Origin of the sequence: Psychromarinibacter sediminicola, assembly GCF_029168335.1 — a bacterium.
Taxonomy (GTDB): Bacteria; Pseudomonadota; Alphaproteobacteria; order Rhodobacterales; family Rhodobacteraceae; genus Psychromarinibacter; species Psychromarinibacter sediminicola.
The window spans coordinates 58,050-73,165 of sequence record NZ_JARGYC010000001.1; the positions used below are offsets into that span (position 1 = coordinate 58,050).

Here is a 15,116-nt window from a genome sequence, read left to right on the forward strand (position 1 = left end):
GGGCGGAGTATATGTGTTCCTATTTCGTTCTCAAGCGGAACGCCGGAAAAGAAATTTCCTGAAGACATGTATACGAAATCGAATATAGTGATGGGATCGAGAACAGGGAGGAAAAGCCATGAAACGACTCGCACTGGCCGCCGTTCTGGCGGGGCTGCCGATGGCCGCGCTGGCCGAGGGCAAGACCCACTACGTCGCGTTCCATATCGACGACAGCGACAAGCGCGTGATGAACATGGTGCTGAACAACGTGCAGAACACGGCGAACCACTATCGCGCGCAGGGCGACTCGGTGGTGATCGAGGTGGTGGCCTACGGGCCCGGCCTGCAGATGTACGTGGATGGCGGCAGCCCCGTCGCCGACCGCATCGCGGCGATGTCGCTGGAACTCGACGACATCACTTTTTCGGCCTGCGGAAATACCCATCGCAAGATGAGCGAGAAGGCCGGGGCCGAGGTCGCCCTGCTCGACGAGGCCGGCATCGTCCCCTCGGGCGTTGTACGCCTGGTCGAACTGCAGGAAGCGGGATTCGCCTACGTCCGGCCCTGAGGCCAGAGATCGGGACTGATCGGGACCGGACGGTCGCCCCCGTTCCCGGTCCCGCCCCGATCTCCCCTTGTCCCTGCCGGTCGGGTCGTTAGCCTTGCCGCGACGACACGCATAAGGACACGAACTGGGGACAGGGATGGACAAGATCACGCTCGGCCGCAGCGACCTGACGGTCACGCGGCTCTGCCTCGGCACGATGGGCTGGGGCAGCCGCAACACCGAAGACGAGGCCCACGCCCAGCTCGACCGCGCCCATGCGGCCGGGCTGACCTTTCTCGACACCGCCGAGGTCTATCCGACCTATCCGGTGAAACCCGAAACCGTGGGCCGGACCGAGGAGATCCTCGGCACCTGGTTCGCAAGGACCGGACGGCGCGACGACATGGTGCTGGCCACCAAGGTCTCCGCGCCGCGGCAGAAGGCGGCGCGCAACGGCGAGGGCTACAGCGCGGCGGTGCTGCCGAAGACGGTCGACGGCTCGCTGCGGCGCCTGCAGACCGATGTCATCGACCTTTACCAGACGCATTTCCCGACACGTCCGATCTATCACATGCGCGCCAACTGGCGCTGGAACCCCGCGCCCTTCGACATCGCGGCGGTCGAGGCGGAGATGGTCGACGTGCTGGAGGGGATGGACGCCCTGATCCGGGCGGGCAAGATCCGCCACTGGGGCCTGTCGAACGAGACCGCCTGGGGCACGGCGACCTGGCTGCGGCTGGCGGATGCCAACGGGCTGCCGCGCCCGGTGTCGGTCCAGAACGAATACTCGCTGCTGTGCCGCCTTGCCGACACCGACCTCGCCGAGCTCTGCGTCGCCGAGACGGTGCCGCTTCTGCCCTTCTCGCCCCTGGGCATGGGGCTGTTGTCGGACAAGTACGCGCCGGAGGTGACGCCGGAGAACACCCGCCGGTCCGTGGAAGCGACGCTGAACGGCCGGATCAACCCCAAGGTCTGGCCGGCGGTCGAAGCCTACACCGCCATCGCCGCGCGGCACGGGCTGGACCCCTGCGCCATGGCGCTGGCCTGGACGCTGACCCGGCCGATGGTGGCGGCGCCGATCTTCGGGGCGTCCTCGGTGGCGCAGTTGGACGTGGCGCTGACGGCGGCGGAGCTGGAGCTGTCCGACGAGGTGCTGGAAGAGATCGACGAGGCCAACCGGCAGCATCCGATCCCGTTCTGAGCGGTCCGGGCGGGGCCGTCGCGCGGAGCGTGCGGTCGCCTCGCCGGGCCGTGCGGGCGGGATTTTCGTATTTTTCAACGAGAAGAAGCAGGGGGGCGTGTCGCGGGGCTGCGGCCGGCGCGGGCCGCCCGTGCGCCCGGCCCGGAGGGGGCCTTCGCCGGGGGCTGAGCGGCGGGCTGCCGCGCGCCGGGTCTTGCGCGGGCCGGCGGATTCGGGCTCTTCTGAGCGGAGGACCGGGGCGGCCGTGGCGCGGACCGGACCCTTCGGGTGGAGCAGTGAGACAGGGAATGCAGATGCGGTGGATTCTGGCCGGGCTCGTGGTGGTCCTTGTGGCGTCCTGCGGACAGCGGGAGGGCCTCGGCGGGTTCGGAGGCGGCGGCGGGTTCGCCCTGTTCGGGCAGCGCGAGGCGCCTTCGACCCCGCCCCCGGACGGCCCGCCGGACAGCGGCCCGCCGGGGCCGGAGGTGGAGGCGGCGCCCGCGCCGTCCGATCCGCCGGCGCCGCGCAATGTCGACCTGGACCCCGCGAACACCAACGCGCTCGACAGCGACCGGGTGATCTGCGAGGCGAAGGGCGGCCGCTGGAGCCGGGCGAGCGGCAGCAGCTACACCTGCGTCTACCCGACGACCGACGCCAACAAGGCCTGCACCGCGCCCGACCAGTGCGAGGGCTACTGCCTGGCGCGGTCGGGGACCTGCGCGCCGGTCAAGCCGCTCTTCGGCTGCCACGAGATCGTGTCCTCGAATGGCGGGATGCAGACCGTCTGCGTGAACTGACGCCGCCGGACCGGGGCGACCCGGGCGCGGCGGTCAGGTCTTGCGGGCGACGACGAACCAGGTGGCGGGGGCGCCTTCGAAGGCGCGCGCCTCGACGATTTCGAAGCCGGCGGCGCGGATCTCGGCCTCCAGCTGGTCGCGGGTGAACACGTTGACATAGGGCGCCTTGCCGATGGCGCGCAGGACTGGCAGCGCCAGGCGCAAAAGCGGGTTCATGTTGCCGAGGCAGCCGGACTTGGTGATGTAGAGCCCGCCCGGCTTCAGCAGCGCGCGGGCGCGGGCGATCCCGGCGGGCAGGTCGCGCAGCAGGTGCAGAAGGTTGAAGGCGAGGACGGCATCGAAGCTTTCGGGTTCGAACGGGTCGCTGTCGGCCGGCGCCGCGGTGAAGGTCAGATTCGGCACACCGGCCTCGGCGGCCTTCGTCTGCGCGATCTCGATCATCCCGGGCGAGATGTCGGTCGCGGTGTAGTCGGCAACATGCGGCGCCAGCTTCAGCGCGGTGGAGCCGGTGCCGCAGCCGCTTTCGAGAACGCGGTCGGTCTCGGTCAGGTAGCTCCGCACCCGGTCGAGCGTCGCCGCGTAGGCGGCCGTGTTGCGGACGGGGCTGCGAGCATAGCGCGGCGCGGCGCGGTCCCAGAAGGCGGTGTCGGTGGTCATCGGGGTCTCCTTTGCCGCCGCTTTACCCATGCGCGGGCCGCAGGGGAATTGCCTGATTCCGGATATGATGTATACGGAAATGCATGAATTGGGCGGCGATCTCCTTCGACTGGAACCATATCCGCGCGTTCCTGGCCAGCGTCGAGGAAGGCTCGCTCTCGGCGGCGGCCCGCGCGCTGGGCCAGTCGCAGCCGACCCTGTCACGCCAGATCGCGGCGCTGGAGGCCGAGCTGGGGCTGGTGCTGTTCGAACGGGTCGGCCGGCGGCTGGCGCCGACGCCGGCGGCGCTGGACCTGGTGGCGCATGTCCGCGCGATGGGCGAGGCGGCCGGCCGCATCTCGCTGACCGCGGCGGGGCGGTCGGAGGCGGTGGAGGGCACCGTCTCGGTGACGGCGTCCGACAGCTTCTCCGCCTATCTCCTGCCCGGTATCCTGGGGCGGCTGCGCGAGGTGGCGCCGGGGATCACGGTGGACGTGGTGGCCGCCAACGACATCCGCGACCTGCAGCGGCGCGAGGCGGACATCGCGGTGCGCCACGTGCGGCCCGAGCAGCCGGAGCTGGTGGCGCGGCTGATCCGGTCCTCGGGCGCGGGGCTTTACGCGGCGCCGGCCTACCTGGCGGCGCGGGGGCGGCCGGAGACGGTGGAGGCGCTGGCGGGGCACGACTTCGTCGGGTTCCAGCCGGTGGACCGCTTCGTCGAGCTGATGAACGGCTTCGGCGTGCCGGTTGCGCAGGACCGCATCCGCGTTGTCACCGACAGCGGCATCGTCGCCTGGGAGATGGCGCGCGCGGGGCTGGCGATCGGGGTCCAGGCGCGCGAGGTGGCGGCGCTGTTTCCCGAGATGGCCCCGCTTCTGCCGGAGTTCGAGCCGATCCCGGTGCCGATCTGGCTGACCTGCCACCGCGAGCTGCATACCAGCCGGCGGATCAGGCTGGTCTACGACGTCCTGGCCGACGCGCTGACCGAGCTTTCGCGCTCCGACAGGTAGGCGGGAAAGTCGCGGTCGGACACGGTCGCCTCGCGCACCAGAAGGTCGAAATGGCGCGTCAGGATCTGCACGCGCTCGGTGTCGCGGAAGGCGATGTAATGGCCGCCGGCGTAGATCACCGCCTGCAGCGGGCCGAAGATCGTCACCGGCGAACAGTAAAGCCGGCGGGCGTCGAACAGGTAGAGCCGCAGGCGCGGGTAGAGCTGGTCGTAGATCTCGCGGATGCGGGCGGCCTGGCTGCGCCGGAGATCGCGCGGCAGGTCGCGGTAATAGCCCTCGCCGCGCACGAAACAGTCGATCTCGTAGAGCGGCAGGGCGATCTCGTAGTCGGATTGCGCCGTCAGCATGAAGTTCAGCCGGTCCTCGGAGGCGCCGATCGCCTGTTCCGTCGTGCGGCCGAGATGCGGGCTGTACTCCCGTTCCAGCATGGCGCGGGTCTTGAGCATGTCGGGCAGGGCAGCCGGAACATGGCGGATCTTGTAGCCCGCGGCCTCGCGGTGCCAGTCGAAGATCTGCTGATCGACGAGGGCGCGGGGCGCCTCGGTCACGCTGAGCGAGTTGGCGACGAGGTCGGCGGCGCTCTCGGGCCGGTCGGACAGGCCGAGGAGCCAGTCGGCCGAGACGCCGAGCGCCGCGGCGCATTCGCCCACGACCTGCGCATTTGGCAGGCGCGCGCCGTCGCCGGACAGAAGCTGCGAGACCGTGGAGCGGTCGACGCCGATGGCCCGGGCGAGCGCGCTCTGGCTGGTGTGGCTCGTCTCCATCGCCTGGACCAGGCGGGTGCGAAGCAGCATGGCGCGGGTGCGTTTGTCGAGTTTGGACATCTTCGTTGCGTTTTGTCACCAATCGCGGGGTTGAGATAACCATATCCGGAATTCGCAACGGGCCCCAGCGCGATTATCACGGCCGGGAGACGCGACACGACCGGAGGCGAGATGGAGACGCGGCGGAGAACCGTGGTGAAGGCCGTTTTATGGGCCGTCTGGGGCTGGGTGGCGATGGCCGCCGTGGGGCTGGCCTTCACCGGCTCGATGCTGGCGGGCGGCGGCATGGCGGCGGTGAACACCTGTGTCGGGCTGCTGTGCTATGTCGTCTACGAACGGATCTGGGCCAATATCGGCTGGGGGCGCGCGTGAGGCGCGCGCGGGCCGAATGGCCGACGCTGAGGCTCATGGCGCTGTGCTACGGGGTCTGGGCGCTGGGCACGACCTGGGCCGCGGCGCTGTGGCTGCCGCTGGGGATCGGGCTGACGGCGCTGGCGGTGGCGCTGCATTCGTCGCTGCAGCACGAGGCGATCCACGGGCATCCGACGCCCTGGCCCCGGGTCAACGCGGTGCTGATGGCGCCGGGGCTGACGCTGCTGGTGCCGTATCTGCGGTTCCGCGACACGCATCTCGACCATCACGACAACGCGGTGCTGACCGACCCCTATGACGACCCGGAATCCAACTACATGGACCCGGCCGTCTGGGGCCGGCTGCCGCGGCCGGTGCAGGCGCTGCTGGTGGTCAACAACACGCTCCTGGGCCGCGTCACGGTGGGCACGGCGATCGGGCTGGTGGCCTTCCTGCTGGGCGAGGCGCGGCTGGCGCGGCAGGGCGACGCGCGGGTGATCCGCGGGTGGCTGTGGCATGGGCCGGCGCTGCTGCCGGTGGCGGGATGGCTCGCCTTCGTCGCGCAGATGCCGGTCTGGGGCTACCTGCTGGCGGCCTATGGCGGCATGTCGCTGGTGCGCATCCGCACCTTCCTGGAGCATCAGGCGGCGGAGCGGGCGAGCGCGCGGACGGCGATCATCGAGGATCGCGGGCCGCTGGCGTGGCTGTTTCTGAACAACAACCTGCACGTGGTGCATCACATGCATCCGAAGGTGCCGTGGTATCGGCTGCCGGAATTGTACGAGGGCAACAGGGACCGCTATGTGCGGCGGAACGGGGGCTACGTGTACCGCTCCTATGCCGAGATCTTCCGGCGTTACCTTTTGCGGCCGAAGGATCCGGTGCCGCATCCGCTCTGGGGGCGGCGGGGGTAGTCTCGGAGCATCCGCGGGGTCCGATCCAGAGGGCGCTGCGCCCGTCTTCCATCGTGCTTGCTGCACTGGCGCGCCCTTTTGAGTATTTTCAGCCAGAAGAAGGCAGCGGGGCGCTGTCTGCCTTGGGGGCACCGTGCTGGCGGCCGGCGGCGCGGCGCGCTACGGTCGCGGCATGTGCGGACGCTATGCCATAACCCTGCCGCCCGACGCGATGGCGCAGCTGTTCGAGGCGACGCCGGCGAACGACCTGCCGGAGGTGCCGAACTACAACGTCTGCCCGACGAACGACATTCACACCGTCGTCTCGGCCGATGGCGCGCGGCGGCTGGGCGCGATGCGCTGGGGCTTCATCCCGCATTGGTACAAGACGCCGAGCGACGGGCCGCTCCTGATCAACGCGCGCGCCGAGACCGTGGCCGAGAAGCCCGCCTTCCGCGCCGCCTGCCGCACGCGGCGCTGCCTGGTGCCGGCCAGCGGGTTCTACGAATGGACCAAGGACGACGAGGGCGTGCGCTATCCGTGGTATATCACCCACGCGGACGGCACGCCGCTGGTCTTCGCCGGCGTCTGGCAGGTCTGGGAGCGCGGCGGCGAGCGGCTGGTGACCTGCGCCATCGTGACGACCGAGGCGAAGGGCGTGATGAAGGACATCCACCACCGGATGCCGGTGACCGTGACGCCCGAGAACTGGGGCCTGTGGCTGGGCGAGGCGGGCAAGGGCGCGGCGGTGCTGATGCACGAGGCGCCGGGCGAGGGGTTCACGGCGCACCGGGTGGACCGGGCGGTGAACTCGAACCGGGCGAGCGGGCCGGAGCTGATCGAGCCGATCGAAGAGGAATAGCCCGCGCCGAACGCCCCTCGACCGCGCGAAAAAAAGGCCGCGCCAGCGGCACGGCCTGTCCAGTCAGGGAGGAAATCTGGCGCCACACACCAACGCCGTAACTTGCTCTGAACACTTATCGTTACCACTCAACATGGCGCGGAATTGCGGCGACATTGCGGCATTGTCGCGCAAACGGGCGTTGCACCGCGGCGACAACGGGATTGTTCACGTCTCGCGGCCCACCGGGGCGCCGCCCTCGAACAGATTCCCGCCCGTGTAGTCGCAGGGCGCCTCCTGCATCTGCAGGTGCAGCGCGCTGCCCTCGTAGGCATGCGCGCGCGCCAGCGCCTCATCGAAGTCGATGCCCAGGCCGGGGGCCTCCGGCACGGTGATATAGCCGTCCTCGACGCGGATCGTGTCGCGGATCAGCTGGGCGTGGAACGGCGACTCGATGGTCTCGGCGATCAGCAGGTTGGGGATCGACGCGGCGAGGTGGACGTTGGCGGCCCATTCGACGGGGCCGGCATAAAGATGCGGCGCCATCTGGACGTTGAAGCTCTCGGCCGTCGCCGCCAGCTTGCGCATCTCCCAAAGCCCGCCCGCGCGGCCCAGCGCCGGCTGCAGGATCGACGCGCCGCCGGTGCGCAGGAGCGTGGCGAACTCCGCCCGCGTGGTCAGGCGCTCGCCGGTGGCGACGGGGATCGAGGTGGCCCGCGCCACGGTGGCGAAGTCCAGCGGGTTGTCGGGCGGGATCGGCTCCTCGAACCACAGCGGATCGTAGGGCTCGATGGCCTTGGCCATGCGGATCGCGCCGGCGGTGTTGAACTGGCCGTGGGTGCCGAACAGCAGATCCGCCCTGTCGCCGATCGCCTCGCGGATCGACCTGCAGAAGGCGACCGAGGTGGAGATGTCCGACTGCGCCGGGTGATGCCCGCCGCGCACGGTGTAGGGGCCGGCGGGGTCGAACTTCACGGCGGTGTAGCCCTGGCCGACGAGGTGCAGGGCAGACTCGGCCGCGGCCTGCGGGTCGACCCAGAACTCCGGCAGCGCGTGATGCGCCAGCGGGTAGAGATAGCTGTAGGCGCGGATACGCTCGTTCATCCGGCCGCCGAGCAGCGCCCAGACCGGCCGGTCCCGCGCCTTGCCGAGGATGTCCCAGCAGGCGATCTCCAGCCCGGAAAAGGCGCCCATGACCGTCAGGTCGGGGCGCTGGGTGAAGCCCGAGGAATAGACCTTGCGGAACATCCACTCGACATTCTCGGGGCTTTCGCCGGCCATGTGCCGCTCGAAGACCTCCGTAATGACGGCGCGCATGGCATCGGGGCCGACGGTCGCGGCATAGCATTCGCCCCAGCCGGTGATGCCGTCGTCGGTCGTCAGCTTGACGAAGATCCAGTAGCGGCCGCCCCAGCCGGGCGGCGGCGGGGCGGTGACGACGATGTCGAGGTCTTTCAGGCGCATCGGCAGCTCCCTTTACTGCGCACCCTCCGGGAGCACGATCTTCCAGAAGATCGTGCGCGGCAAAATCTTCTAGAAGATTTTGACCCCGCAGGATTTTCTGGAAAATCCTGCAACCTGCGCACGCTCACAGCCGGTGGGTCCGGACGACCCGCCGCAGCACCGGCGCGTAATGCGCGAAGGCCGGCGCCGCATGGTCCGGGTCCTTGCCGATGTCGTCCCATATCCGCACCTTCAGGATCGCGTCGAGATGCGGGGTCTTCTCGAACGCCGCGACCTCCTCGTCCGACATCGGCCCGCCCTGCAGCTTCAGCGAATGCACCGAGGCGTCGGACAGCTTCGCGGCATAGTCCGGATCGGTCGCGCAGAGATACCGCTTGGCGTCGACGTGATACCGCACGCAATCGGTCACCAGCGTCGGAAAGAACCGCGCGACGACGCGGGCGCCGGCGGCCTCGTGACGGGTGTCCACGTCCTGCGCCGCCGCGTCCGCGGGAAACTCGTGGGTGAAATGCCCGATATCGTGCAGGAGCGCCGCGGCGATCAGCTCGTCGCCCGCGCCCTCCCGCTCGGCCAGCTCGGCGCATTGCCGCATGTGCTCGGAGATCGTGACAGGCTCGCCCAGATATTCCTCGGCGCCGCGGCGGGCGAAGATCTCGGCGAGGAAGGGCACGATGGTGTCGGCGCTCAGCGCGTCGGGGCGGGTCATGCGGCGGGCTCCGGGTCGAAGAGGATCACGTTGCGGCGGGCGCCGCCGGTGCGGGTGTCGGCGATGGCCTCGTTGATGCGGTCGAGCGGCCAGCGCCCCGAGATCAGCTCGTCCAGCTTCAGCCGGCCCTGGCGGTACAGCTCCGCCATCCAAGGAATGTCGCGGCGTGGCACCCCGTCGCCCATCTTCGAGCCCAGGATCTGCTGGCCGGTGGCCGAAAAGATCACCGGCTCGTAGCCTGCCGTCTGCCCGTTATGCGGCATCCCCACCAGGGTCATCCGCCCGTGAAAGCCCAGAAAGCGCGGCGCGGTCTCGAATGCCTGGATCGCCCCCGTGGCGACGAAGACGTGATCCGCACCGGTGCCGATGATCTGCCGGACCGCGCGCCACGGCTTCTCCTCCGATCCCAGAACGGCCGCGGTGGCGCCGAATTCCCGCGCGATCTCCAGCTTCTCGGGCACCATGTCGACGGCGACGATATGGGTCGCCCCGGCGAGCCGCGCCCCCTGGATCACGTTCAGCCCGACGCCGCCCGCGCCGATGACCACCGCCGTCTGCCCGGCGCGCAGCCCGGCGGTGTTCACCACCGCGCCGATACCGGTGATCACCCCGCAGGACAGAAGCGCGGCGGAGTCGAGCGGGATGTCGGGCGGGATCGGCACGATCTGGGTCTGGTCGACCACCACGCGCTCGGCGAAGGCGCCGCAGCGGATGCCCTGGGCATAGGGGAGGCCCTCGGTGCCGGAGATCGGGTGGTCGTGGCGGTCGGTCGCGCCCAGGCAGGTCGCGGGCCGGGCCGAGAGGCAGGAGGGGCAGGCGCCGCAGGACTTGAACAGGGTGACCAGCACCGTGTCGCCCGGCGCCAGGCTCGGCACGCCGGGGCCGGTGCGCACCACGTGACCGGCGGCCTCGTGGCCGTAGACCGCGGGAAGATGCCCGCCCCAGCCGCCATCCATCATCGAGATGTCGGAATGGCAGACGGCGCAGGCGGCAAGCCGGACCTCAACCTCGCCGGGGCCGGGATCGGCCAGCGTGACCTCCTCGATCACCAGCGGTTCGCCGAAGGCGCGGCAGACCGCCGCCCTGACCCGTGTCATCCCGTGTGCCTCCCCGGTCTCCTGCCGGGCAGCTTGGACAGCCCCGCCCGCCCGCGCAAGCGGGAATGCGCGCGGCACGGCGTGGCGTTCCGGATGACGCTACGGGACCGGCTATTCCGCCGCGTGACGCGCGGGCGTTGTCTTGGCCGGGCTCACGTCGTCGCCGTACAGGTAGTCGCGCGTCAGCGGCACGTTCTCCTGCTTGGGCGCAAGCTGGAACTGGAACACGCACTGGTCGTTCAGCCGGAAGGTCAGCTCGCAGGCCACCAGGTAGAAGCGCCACATCCGGCAGAACCGCTCGTCATACAGCGCCGCGACCCGGTCGCGGTTGGCCATGAACCGGTCGTGCCAGTGGCGCAGCGTCTCGGCATAGTGCAGCCGCCAGACCTCGATGTCGCAGGTATAGAGATCCTCCTTCTCGATGGCCTGCACCGCCTCGGACATCGACGGGCAATAGCCGCCGGGGAAGATGTACTTGGTGATCCACGGGTTGGTGTGGCCGGGCGGGCAGGTGCGCCCGATGGTGTGGATCAGCGCGACGCCGTCCTCGCTGAGCTTCTCGCGGACCTGGCGGAAATACTCGCGGTAATGCGGCACGCCGACATGTTCGAACATGCCGACCGAGACGATGCGGTCGAAGGTCTCGTCCACGTCGCGATAATCCATCAGCCGGAACTCGCAGCGGTCCTCCAGCCCCTCGGCGCGGGCGCGGGCGTTGGCGATCTTGTGCTGTTCCTCCGACAGGGTCACCCCGACCACTTTCGCGCCGTAGTCGCGCGCCAGCGTCAGCCCCATGCCGCCCCAGCCGCAGCCGATATCCAGCACGCGCATGCCCGGCTCGATCAGCAGCTTGTTGGCGATATGCCGCTTCTTGGCGGTCTGCGCCTCGTCCAGCGTCATGTCGGGCCGGGCGAAATAGGCGCAGGAATACTGTTTGTCGGTGTCGAGAAACAGGTCATAGAGCTGCCCCGACAGGTCGTAGTGATGCGCCACGTTCTCGCGCGCGCGGCCGGCCGGGTTCTTCTGCGCCAGCCAGCGCAGGGCGTTCCGGGTGTGGTTCAGCCCTTTCTGCCAGCGCGTCTCGTGCCCCGAGGCGATGTTGGTGATCGCCATGGTCAGCAGGCCGTAGAGGTCGTCGTCCTCGATGGTGAACGAGCCGTTCATGTAGGACTCGCCCAGCCCCAGCTCGGGGTTCATGGCAAGCGCCCGGACGGTGGCGCGGTCGTGGATCGTCACGCGGACGGGGGCGCCGGTTCCGTCGCCGTATTGCCGCGTGTTGCCCTCGGGATAGGTGATGAACAGCGTGCCCTTGCGCATCAGGTGCCGCATCATCCGGTCGAACAGCGTTTCCATCATCGGTCGTACCCCCAGGTCGGTCTGGCCCTCGCCTTGCGGCCGCGGCGCCCGGCCACCCCGAGGCCGCCGCGCCGCATCCAAAGCGAAAGAAACCCGGTTAATTTGCAACGAATTCGGGGTATTGTCCAGATTTTCGCCTTGCTTTTGCTGATTCTAGCCCATCCGGCGCGTCCGGCCAGTGGCCGGTGCCCGGATTCGCGGCGCGCTGCACGGTCCCTTGACTTCCGCCGTCCGGCGCGGTGTATCGCGCGGGATTTTCATGCCTTGCAGACCGAAGGGACCGTCCCGATGCATGCCTACCGCAGCCATACCTGCGCCGAACTGACCAAGGAGAACGTGGGCGACACCGTGCGCCTGGCCGGCTGGGTCCACCGGGTGCGCGACCATGGCGGCGTGCTGTTCATCGACCTGCGCGACCATTACGGCATGACGCAGGTGCTGTGCGACCCGGACTCGGCGGTGTTCTCCGAGGTCGAGAAGGTGCGCAGCGAGTGGTGCATCCGGATCGACGGCGAGGTCAAGGCGCGCGACCCGGAACTGGTGAACCCCAGGATCGTCACCGGCGAGATCGAGGTCTACATCCGCGACATGGAGGTGCTGGGCGCCGCCGAGGAGCTGCCGCTGCAGGTCTTCGGCGACCAGGAATACCCCGAGGAGACCCGCCTGCGCTATCGCTACCTTGACCTGCGCCGCGAGGTGATGCAGCGCAACATGGCGCTGCGCTCGGACGTGGTCGCCTCGATCCGGCGGCGGATGTGGGACATCGGTTTTCGCGAGTACCAGACGCCGATCATCACCGCTTCCTCGCCCGAGGGCGCGCGCGACTTCCTGGTGCCCTCGCGCCTGCATCCGGGCAGGTTCTACGCGCTGCCGCAGGCGCCGCAGCAGTTCAAGCAGCTGCTGATGGTGTCGGGCTTCGACAAGTATTTCCAGATCGCGCCCTGCTTCCGCGACGAGGATCCGCGCTCGGACCGCTCGCCCACCGACTTCTACCAGCTCGACATGGAGATGTCCTTCGTCGAGCAGCAGGACATCTTCGACACGGTCAAGCCCGTCATCCAGGGCGTGTTCGAGGAATTCGGCGGCGGCCGCAAGGTGGACGCGAGCTGGCCGCAGATCTCCTATGCCGACGCGGCTTTGTGGTACGGCACCGACAAGCCCGACCTGCGCAACCCGATCAAGATGCAGGACGTCTCCGAGCATTTCCGCGACTCGGGCTTCGCGATCTTCGCGAAACTGCTGGAGCAGGAGGGCACCCAGATCCGTGCGATCCCGGCGCAGGGCGGCGGGTCGCGCAAGTTCTGCGACCGGATGAACGCCTTCGCCCAGAAGGAAGGACTGCCCGGCATGGGCTATATCTTCTGGCGTGACGGCTCTGACGGGATGGAAGCCGCCGGTCCCCTGGCCAAGAACATCGGCCCGGAGCGGACCGAGGCGATCCGCCAGCAGCTGGGCCTCGGCACCGGCGACGCCGCCTTCTTCCTCGGCGGCAAGCCGTCGTCCTTCGAGCGCGTCGCCGGCCGTGCCCGCGACGTGATCGGCGAAGAGCTCGGCCTGACCGAGACCGACCGCTTCGCGCTGGCCTGGGTCGTCGACTTCCCGATGTACGAAAAGGACGAGGAGACCGGCGAGATCGACTTCAGCCACAACCCGTTCTCGATGCCGCAGGGCGGGCTGGACGCGCTGTCGGGCGACCCGATGGACGTGCTGGGCTTTCAGTACGATCTGTCCTGCAACGGCTACGAGATCCTGTCGGGCGCGATCCGGAACCACCGCCCCGAGATCATGTTCAAGGCGTTCGAACTCGCCGGCTACGGCGAGGAGGAGGTGCGCAAGCGCTTCGGCGGCATGGTCAACGCCTTCCGCTTCGGCGCCCCTCCGCACGGCGGCTGCGCGGCCGGCATCGACCGGATCGTCATGCTGCTGGCCGACGAGGACAACATCCGCCAGGTCATGCTGTTCCCGATGAACCAGCGCGCCGAGGACCTGATGATGCAGGCCCCGACCGAGCCCTCGCCCGAGCAGCTGATGGAGCTGGGCCTCCGGGTGCTCCCGCGGGAAGAGTGATGTTCGACCGGCTGCGCCGCGCGGGGTTCGACGTTCTGGCGAAGAACCACGCCGAGGCGATCCTGTCGGTCGACTTCCCCACCGTCTCGGACGGGCTGATCGAGGCGCTTCTGTCCTTCTCGCTCGACGCCCGCGAGATCGTGCGCAGCGGCGGCGGTCAGGCGCAGTCGACCATGCGGCTGCGCGACGCGCTCTATGCCGGCGGCTGGCCGAAGCACGAATTCGTCGTCAAGACCATCGTCGACGGCGAGGAACGCGAGGCGGTCAGCCACGAGATCGACCACGTCAAGCGCGCCGACCAGGGCACGCTCGCGCTGGAGATCGAGTGGAACAACAAGGATCCGTTCTTCGACCGGAATCTGGAGAACTTCCAGCGCCTGCACGCGCAGTCGGCGATCTCGCTGGGCGTGCTGATCACCCGCGGCGCCTCGCTGCAGAACGCGATGGTCGACATCGTCGAATGGGTCATCCGCTCCGAGGGCATCCTCGACGCCTGGGAACTGGAGGCCTGGGGCATGAAGGAGCGCACGGCCCGGCAGCGCAATGCGCTCGACCGGCTGATCGAGCGCCGGGTGCCCTTCGCCCGCGCCTTCGCGCAATCCTTCGTGGCCGACAAGTTCGGGCAGGCGACGACGCATTGGGCGAAACTGACCGCCCGCGTGTCGCGCGGGGTGGGCAACCCGTGCCCGCTGTTGCTGATCGGCCTGCCGGTCTCGGCGGTCGGCGACTACTCCGCCGCCATGGCCGAATTGTAGGGATAGGTCTTCCAGCTGGGCTTGTAATCCGCGTCCGCCTGGTTGCCCCAGACGGTCCAGTTCGGCCGGATGCCGCGCCCGAACAGCTCCAGATACGGCCCCCAGGAGCAGCTCTCGATCAGCTCGTACTGCTCGTCGGGCTTGCGCGAATGCTCGCGCTTGCGGGTCTGCATCATGTTCACCTGCCGCCGGCCCGGCCCCAGCGTGCGGGCGTTCTTGCCGCGCGTGCCGAACAGCAGAAGCTCGGTCACGTTGCGGAAATAGAACCCCACGCCGCGCCCGTCGCTGCCGCCGTCCTTGCGCACCTTGTGCCAGACGATGTTCGACTTGTAGTCGAAGCCCCAGGCCTGCAGCACCGCCAGCCCCTCCGGCAGCAGCGCGTTCGGCACCCACAGATAGCAATGCGCCCGGTCCTCCAGGTACTCGGCCACCGGCAGCGCGCAGATCTCCTCCAGCGTCATGGTCGGATAGCGCGACAGCCGCTTGTGCTCCGGCGCGACCTTGCCGGTGCGGTTGGTGAACCGCCAGGGCGGGTCGGCCATCACCGTGCCGAACCGGTCATCCGCCAGGAATGCGCGCAGGTCTTGGGAAGGGGTCATCTGCATATACGACATGTTGGCGTCCCGCGGCGGAAGAGGCAATGAGAACATCTCTGGAACATTGCTACAGG

The 15,116-nt window shown here is 69.1% G+C and carries 16 protein-coding genes; 9 read left to right on the forward strand and 7 right to left on the reverse strand.

What is annotated here, in order from left to right:
- Positions 1–118 precede the first annotated feature (118 nt).
- The 3 genes from P1J78_RS00290 to P1J78_RS00300 all read left to right on the forward strand — a co-directional run bounded on the left by P1J78_RS00290 (position 119) and on the right by P1J78_RS00300 (position 2,506).
- Positions 119–550 carry a DsrE family protein gene (locus tag P1J78_RS00290; RefSeq protein WP_275565306.1) on the forward strand — a complete coding sequence of 144 codons (432 nt, stop codon included), beginning with the start codon at positions 119–121 and terminating at the stop codon, positions 548–550.
- A gap of 136 nt (positions 551–686) precedes the next feature.
- Entirely contained in the window at positions 687–1,730 is a 1,044-nt protein-coding gene (locus P1J78_RS00295; RefSeq protein WP_275565307.1) for an aldo/keto reductase, read from the forward strand.
- 293 nt (positions 1,731–2,023) lie between these two features.
- The gene (locus tag P1J78_RS00300; protein ID WP_275565308.1) at positions 2,024–2,506 is read left to right on the forward strand and encodes a hypothetical protein; all 483 of its coding nucleotides are present in this window, start codon (positions 2,024–2,026) and stop codon (positions 2,504–2,506) included.
- Between the two features lie 33 nt (positions 2,507–2,539).
- Here P1J78_RS00300 and P1J78_RS00305 read toward each other — a convergent pair whose 3' ends face one another.
- Complete coding sequence (locus P1J78_RS00305; RefSeq protein ID WP_275565309.1) at positions 2,540–3,163, reverse strand: class I SAM-dependent methyltransferase; 624 nt, start codon at positions 3,161–3,163, stop codon at positions 2,540–2,542.
- Positions 3,164–3,246: 83 nt separating this feature from the next.
- Between P1J78_RS00305 and P1J78_RS00310 the strand changes: the two genes are divergently transcribed.
- Positions 3,247–4,152 (forward strand): LysR family transcriptional regulator, encoded by a 906-nt coding sequence (locus P1J78_RS00310; protein ID WP_275565310.1) that lies wholly within the window; start codon positions 3,247–3,249, stop codon positions 4,150–4,152.
- On the opposite strand, the gene P1J78_RS00315 is transcribed toward P1J78_RS00310, so the two are convergent.
- A complete protein-coding gene (locus tag P1J78_RS00315; protein ID WP_275565311.1) occupies positions 4,101–4,976 on the reverse strand; it encodes a helix-turn-helix domain-containing protein in 876 nt (291 codons plus the stop codon). The two genes, P1J78_RS00310 and P1J78_RS00315, sit on opposite strands and share 52 nt — an antisense overlap.
- A gap of 135 nt (positions 4,977–5,111) precedes the next feature.
- Here P1J78_RS00315 and P1J78_RS00320 point away from each other — a divergent pair, with 135 nt between their 5' ends.
- The 3 genes from P1J78_RS00320 to P1J78_RS00330 all read left to right on the forward strand — a co-directional run bounded on the left by P1J78_RS00320 (position 5,112) and on the right by P1J78_RS00330 (position 7,022).
- Positions 5,112–5,288 carry a DUF2061 domain-containing protein gene (locus P1J78_RS00320; protein WP_309568052.1) on the forward strand — a complete coding sequence of 59 codons (177 nt, stop codon included), beginning with the start codon at positions 5,112–5,114 and terminating at the stop codon, positions 5,286–5,288.
- Positions 5,289–5,323: 35 nt separating this feature from the next.
- Positions 5,324–6,181: a fatty acid desaturase gene (locus P1J78_RS00325; RefSeq protein WP_275565428.1), complete on the forward strand. Its 858-nt coding sequence runs from the start codon at positions 5,324–5,326 to the stop codon at positions 6,179–6,181.
- A 172-nt stretch (positions 6,182–6,353) separates the two neighbouring features.
- Positions 6,354–7,022, forward strand: coding sequence for an SOS response-associated peptidase (locus P1J78_RS00330; protein ID WP_275565429.1), 669 nt, complete (start codon positions 6,354–6,356; stop codon positions 7,020–7,022).
- Between the two features lie 207 nt (positions 7,023–7,229).
- Here P1J78_RS00330 and P1J78_RS00335 read toward each other — a convergent pair whose 3' ends face one another.
- The 4 genes from P1J78_RS00335 to P1J78_RS00350 form a co-directional block, all read right to left on the reverse strand.
- Positions 7,230–8,465, reverse strand: a complete 1,236-nt coding sequence (locus P1J78_RS00335; protein ID WP_275565313.1) for a mandelate racemase/muconate lactonizing enzyme family protein — start codon at positions 8,463–8,465, stop codon at positions 7,230–7,232.
- Positions 8,466–8,589: 124 nt separating this feature from the next.
- A complete protein-coding gene (locus P1J78_RS00340) occupies positions 8,590–9,171 on the reverse strand; it encodes an HD domain-containing protein (protein ID WP_275565314.1) in 582 nt (193 codons plus the stop codon).
- Positions 9,168–10,268, reverse strand: coding sequence for a Zn-dependent alcohol dehydrogenase (locus P1J78_RS00345; RefSeq protein ID WP_275565315.1), 1,101 nt, complete (start codon positions 10,266–10,268; stop codon positions 9,168–9,170). Before P1J78_RS00345 ends, P1J78_RS00340 begins: the two co-directional genes overlap by 4 nt.
- Positions 10,269–10,379: 111 nt before the next feature.
- Positions 10,380–11,624, reverse strand: a complete 1,245-nt coding sequence (locus P1J78_RS00350) for an SAM-dependent methyltransferase (RefSeq protein ID WP_275565316.1) — start codon at positions 11,622–11,624, stop codon at positions 10,380–10,382.
- Between the two features lie 288 nt (positions 11,625–11,912).
- On the opposite strand from P1J78_RS00350, the gene aspS reads away from it, so the two are divergent.
- The gene (gene aspS, locus P1J78_RS00355) at positions 11,913–13,691 is read left to right on the forward strand and encodes an aspartate--tRNA ligase (protein WP_275565317.1); all 1,779 of its coding nucleotides are present in this window, start codon (positions 11,913–11,915) and stop codon (positions 13,689–13,691) included.
- The gene (locus P1J78_RS00360) at positions 13,691–14,446 is read left to right on the forward strand and encodes a BglII/BstYI family type II restriction endonuclease (protein WP_275565318.1); all 756 of its coding nucleotides are present in this window, start codon (positions 13,691–13,693) and stop codon (positions 14,444–14,446) included. The genes aspS and P1J78_RS00360 overlap by 1 nt, the downstream gene beginning before the upstream one ends.
- On the opposite strand, the gene P1J78_RS00365 is transcribed toward P1J78_RS00360, so the two are convergent.
- Positions 14,419–15,051: an MT-A70 family methyltransferase gene (locus tag P1J78_RS00365; RefSeq protein WP_275565319.1), complete on the reverse strand. Its 633-nt coding sequence runs from the start codon at positions 15,049–15,051 to the stop codon at positions 14,419–14,421. The two genes, P1J78_RS00360 and P1J78_RS00365, sit on opposite strands and share 28 nt — an antisense overlap.
- Positions 15,052–15,116 lie beyond the last annotated feature (65 nt).

Coding starts and splice junctions, on each gene's coding strand:
- P1J78_RS00290 (WP_275565306.1), top strand. CDS start 119: ATGAAACGACTCGCACTGGCCGCCGTTCTGGCGGGGCTGCCGATGGCC.
- P1J78_RS00295 (WP_275565307.1), top strand. CDS start 687: ATGGACAAGATCACGCTCGGCCGCAGCGACCTGACGGTCACGCGGCTC.
- P1J78_RS00300 (WP_275565308.1), top strand. CDS start 2,024: ATGCGGTGGATTCTGGCCGGGCTCGTGGTGGTCCTTGTGGCGTCCTGC.
- P1J78_RS00305 (WP_275565309.1), bottom strand. CDS start 3,163: ATGACCACCGACACCGCCTTCTGGGACCGCGCCGCGCCGCGCTATGCT.
- P1J78_RS00310 (WP_275565310.1), top strand. CDS start 3,247: ATGAATTGGGCGGCGATCTCCTTCGACTGGAACCATATCCGCGCGTTC.
- P1J78_RS00315 (WP_275565311.1), bottom strand. CDS start 4,976: ATGTCCAAACTCGACAAACGCACCCGCGCCATGCTGCTTCGCACCCGC.
- P1J78_RS00325 (WP_275565428.1), top strand. CDS start 5,324: ATGGCGCTGTGCTACGGGGTCTGGGCGCTGGGCACGACCTGGGCCGCG.
- P1J78_RS00330 (WP_275565429.1), top strand. CDS start 6,354: ATGTGCGGACGCTATGCCATAACCCTGCCGCCCGACGCGATGGCGCAG.
- P1J78_RS00335 (WP_275565313.1), bottom strand. CDS start 8,465: ATGCGCCTGAAAGACCTCGACATCGTCGTCACCGCCCCGCCGCCGCCC.
- P1J78_RS00340 (WP_275565314.1), bottom strand. CDS start 9,171: ATGACCCGCCCCGACGCGCTGAGCGCCGACACCATCGTGCCCTTCCTC.
- P1J78_RS00345 (WP_275565315.1), bottom strand. CDS start 10,268: ATGACACGGGTCAGGGCGGCGGTCTGCCGCGCCTTCGGCGAACCGCTG.
- P1J78_RS00350 (WP_275565316.1), bottom strand. CDS start 11,624: ATGATGGAAACGCTGTTCGACCGGATGATGCGGCACCTGATGCGCAAG.
- aspS (WP_275565317.1), top strand. CDS start 11,913: ATGCATGCCTACCGCAGCCATACCTGCGCCGAACTGACCAAGGAGAAC.
- P1J78_RS00360 (WP_275565318.1), top strand. CDS start 13,691: ATGTTCGACCGGCTGCGCCGCGCGGGGTTCGACGTTCTGGCGAAGAAC.
- P1J78_RS00365 (WP_275565319.1), bottom strand. CDS start 15,051: ATGCAGATGACCCCTTCCCAAGACCTGCGCGCATTCCTGGCGGATGAC.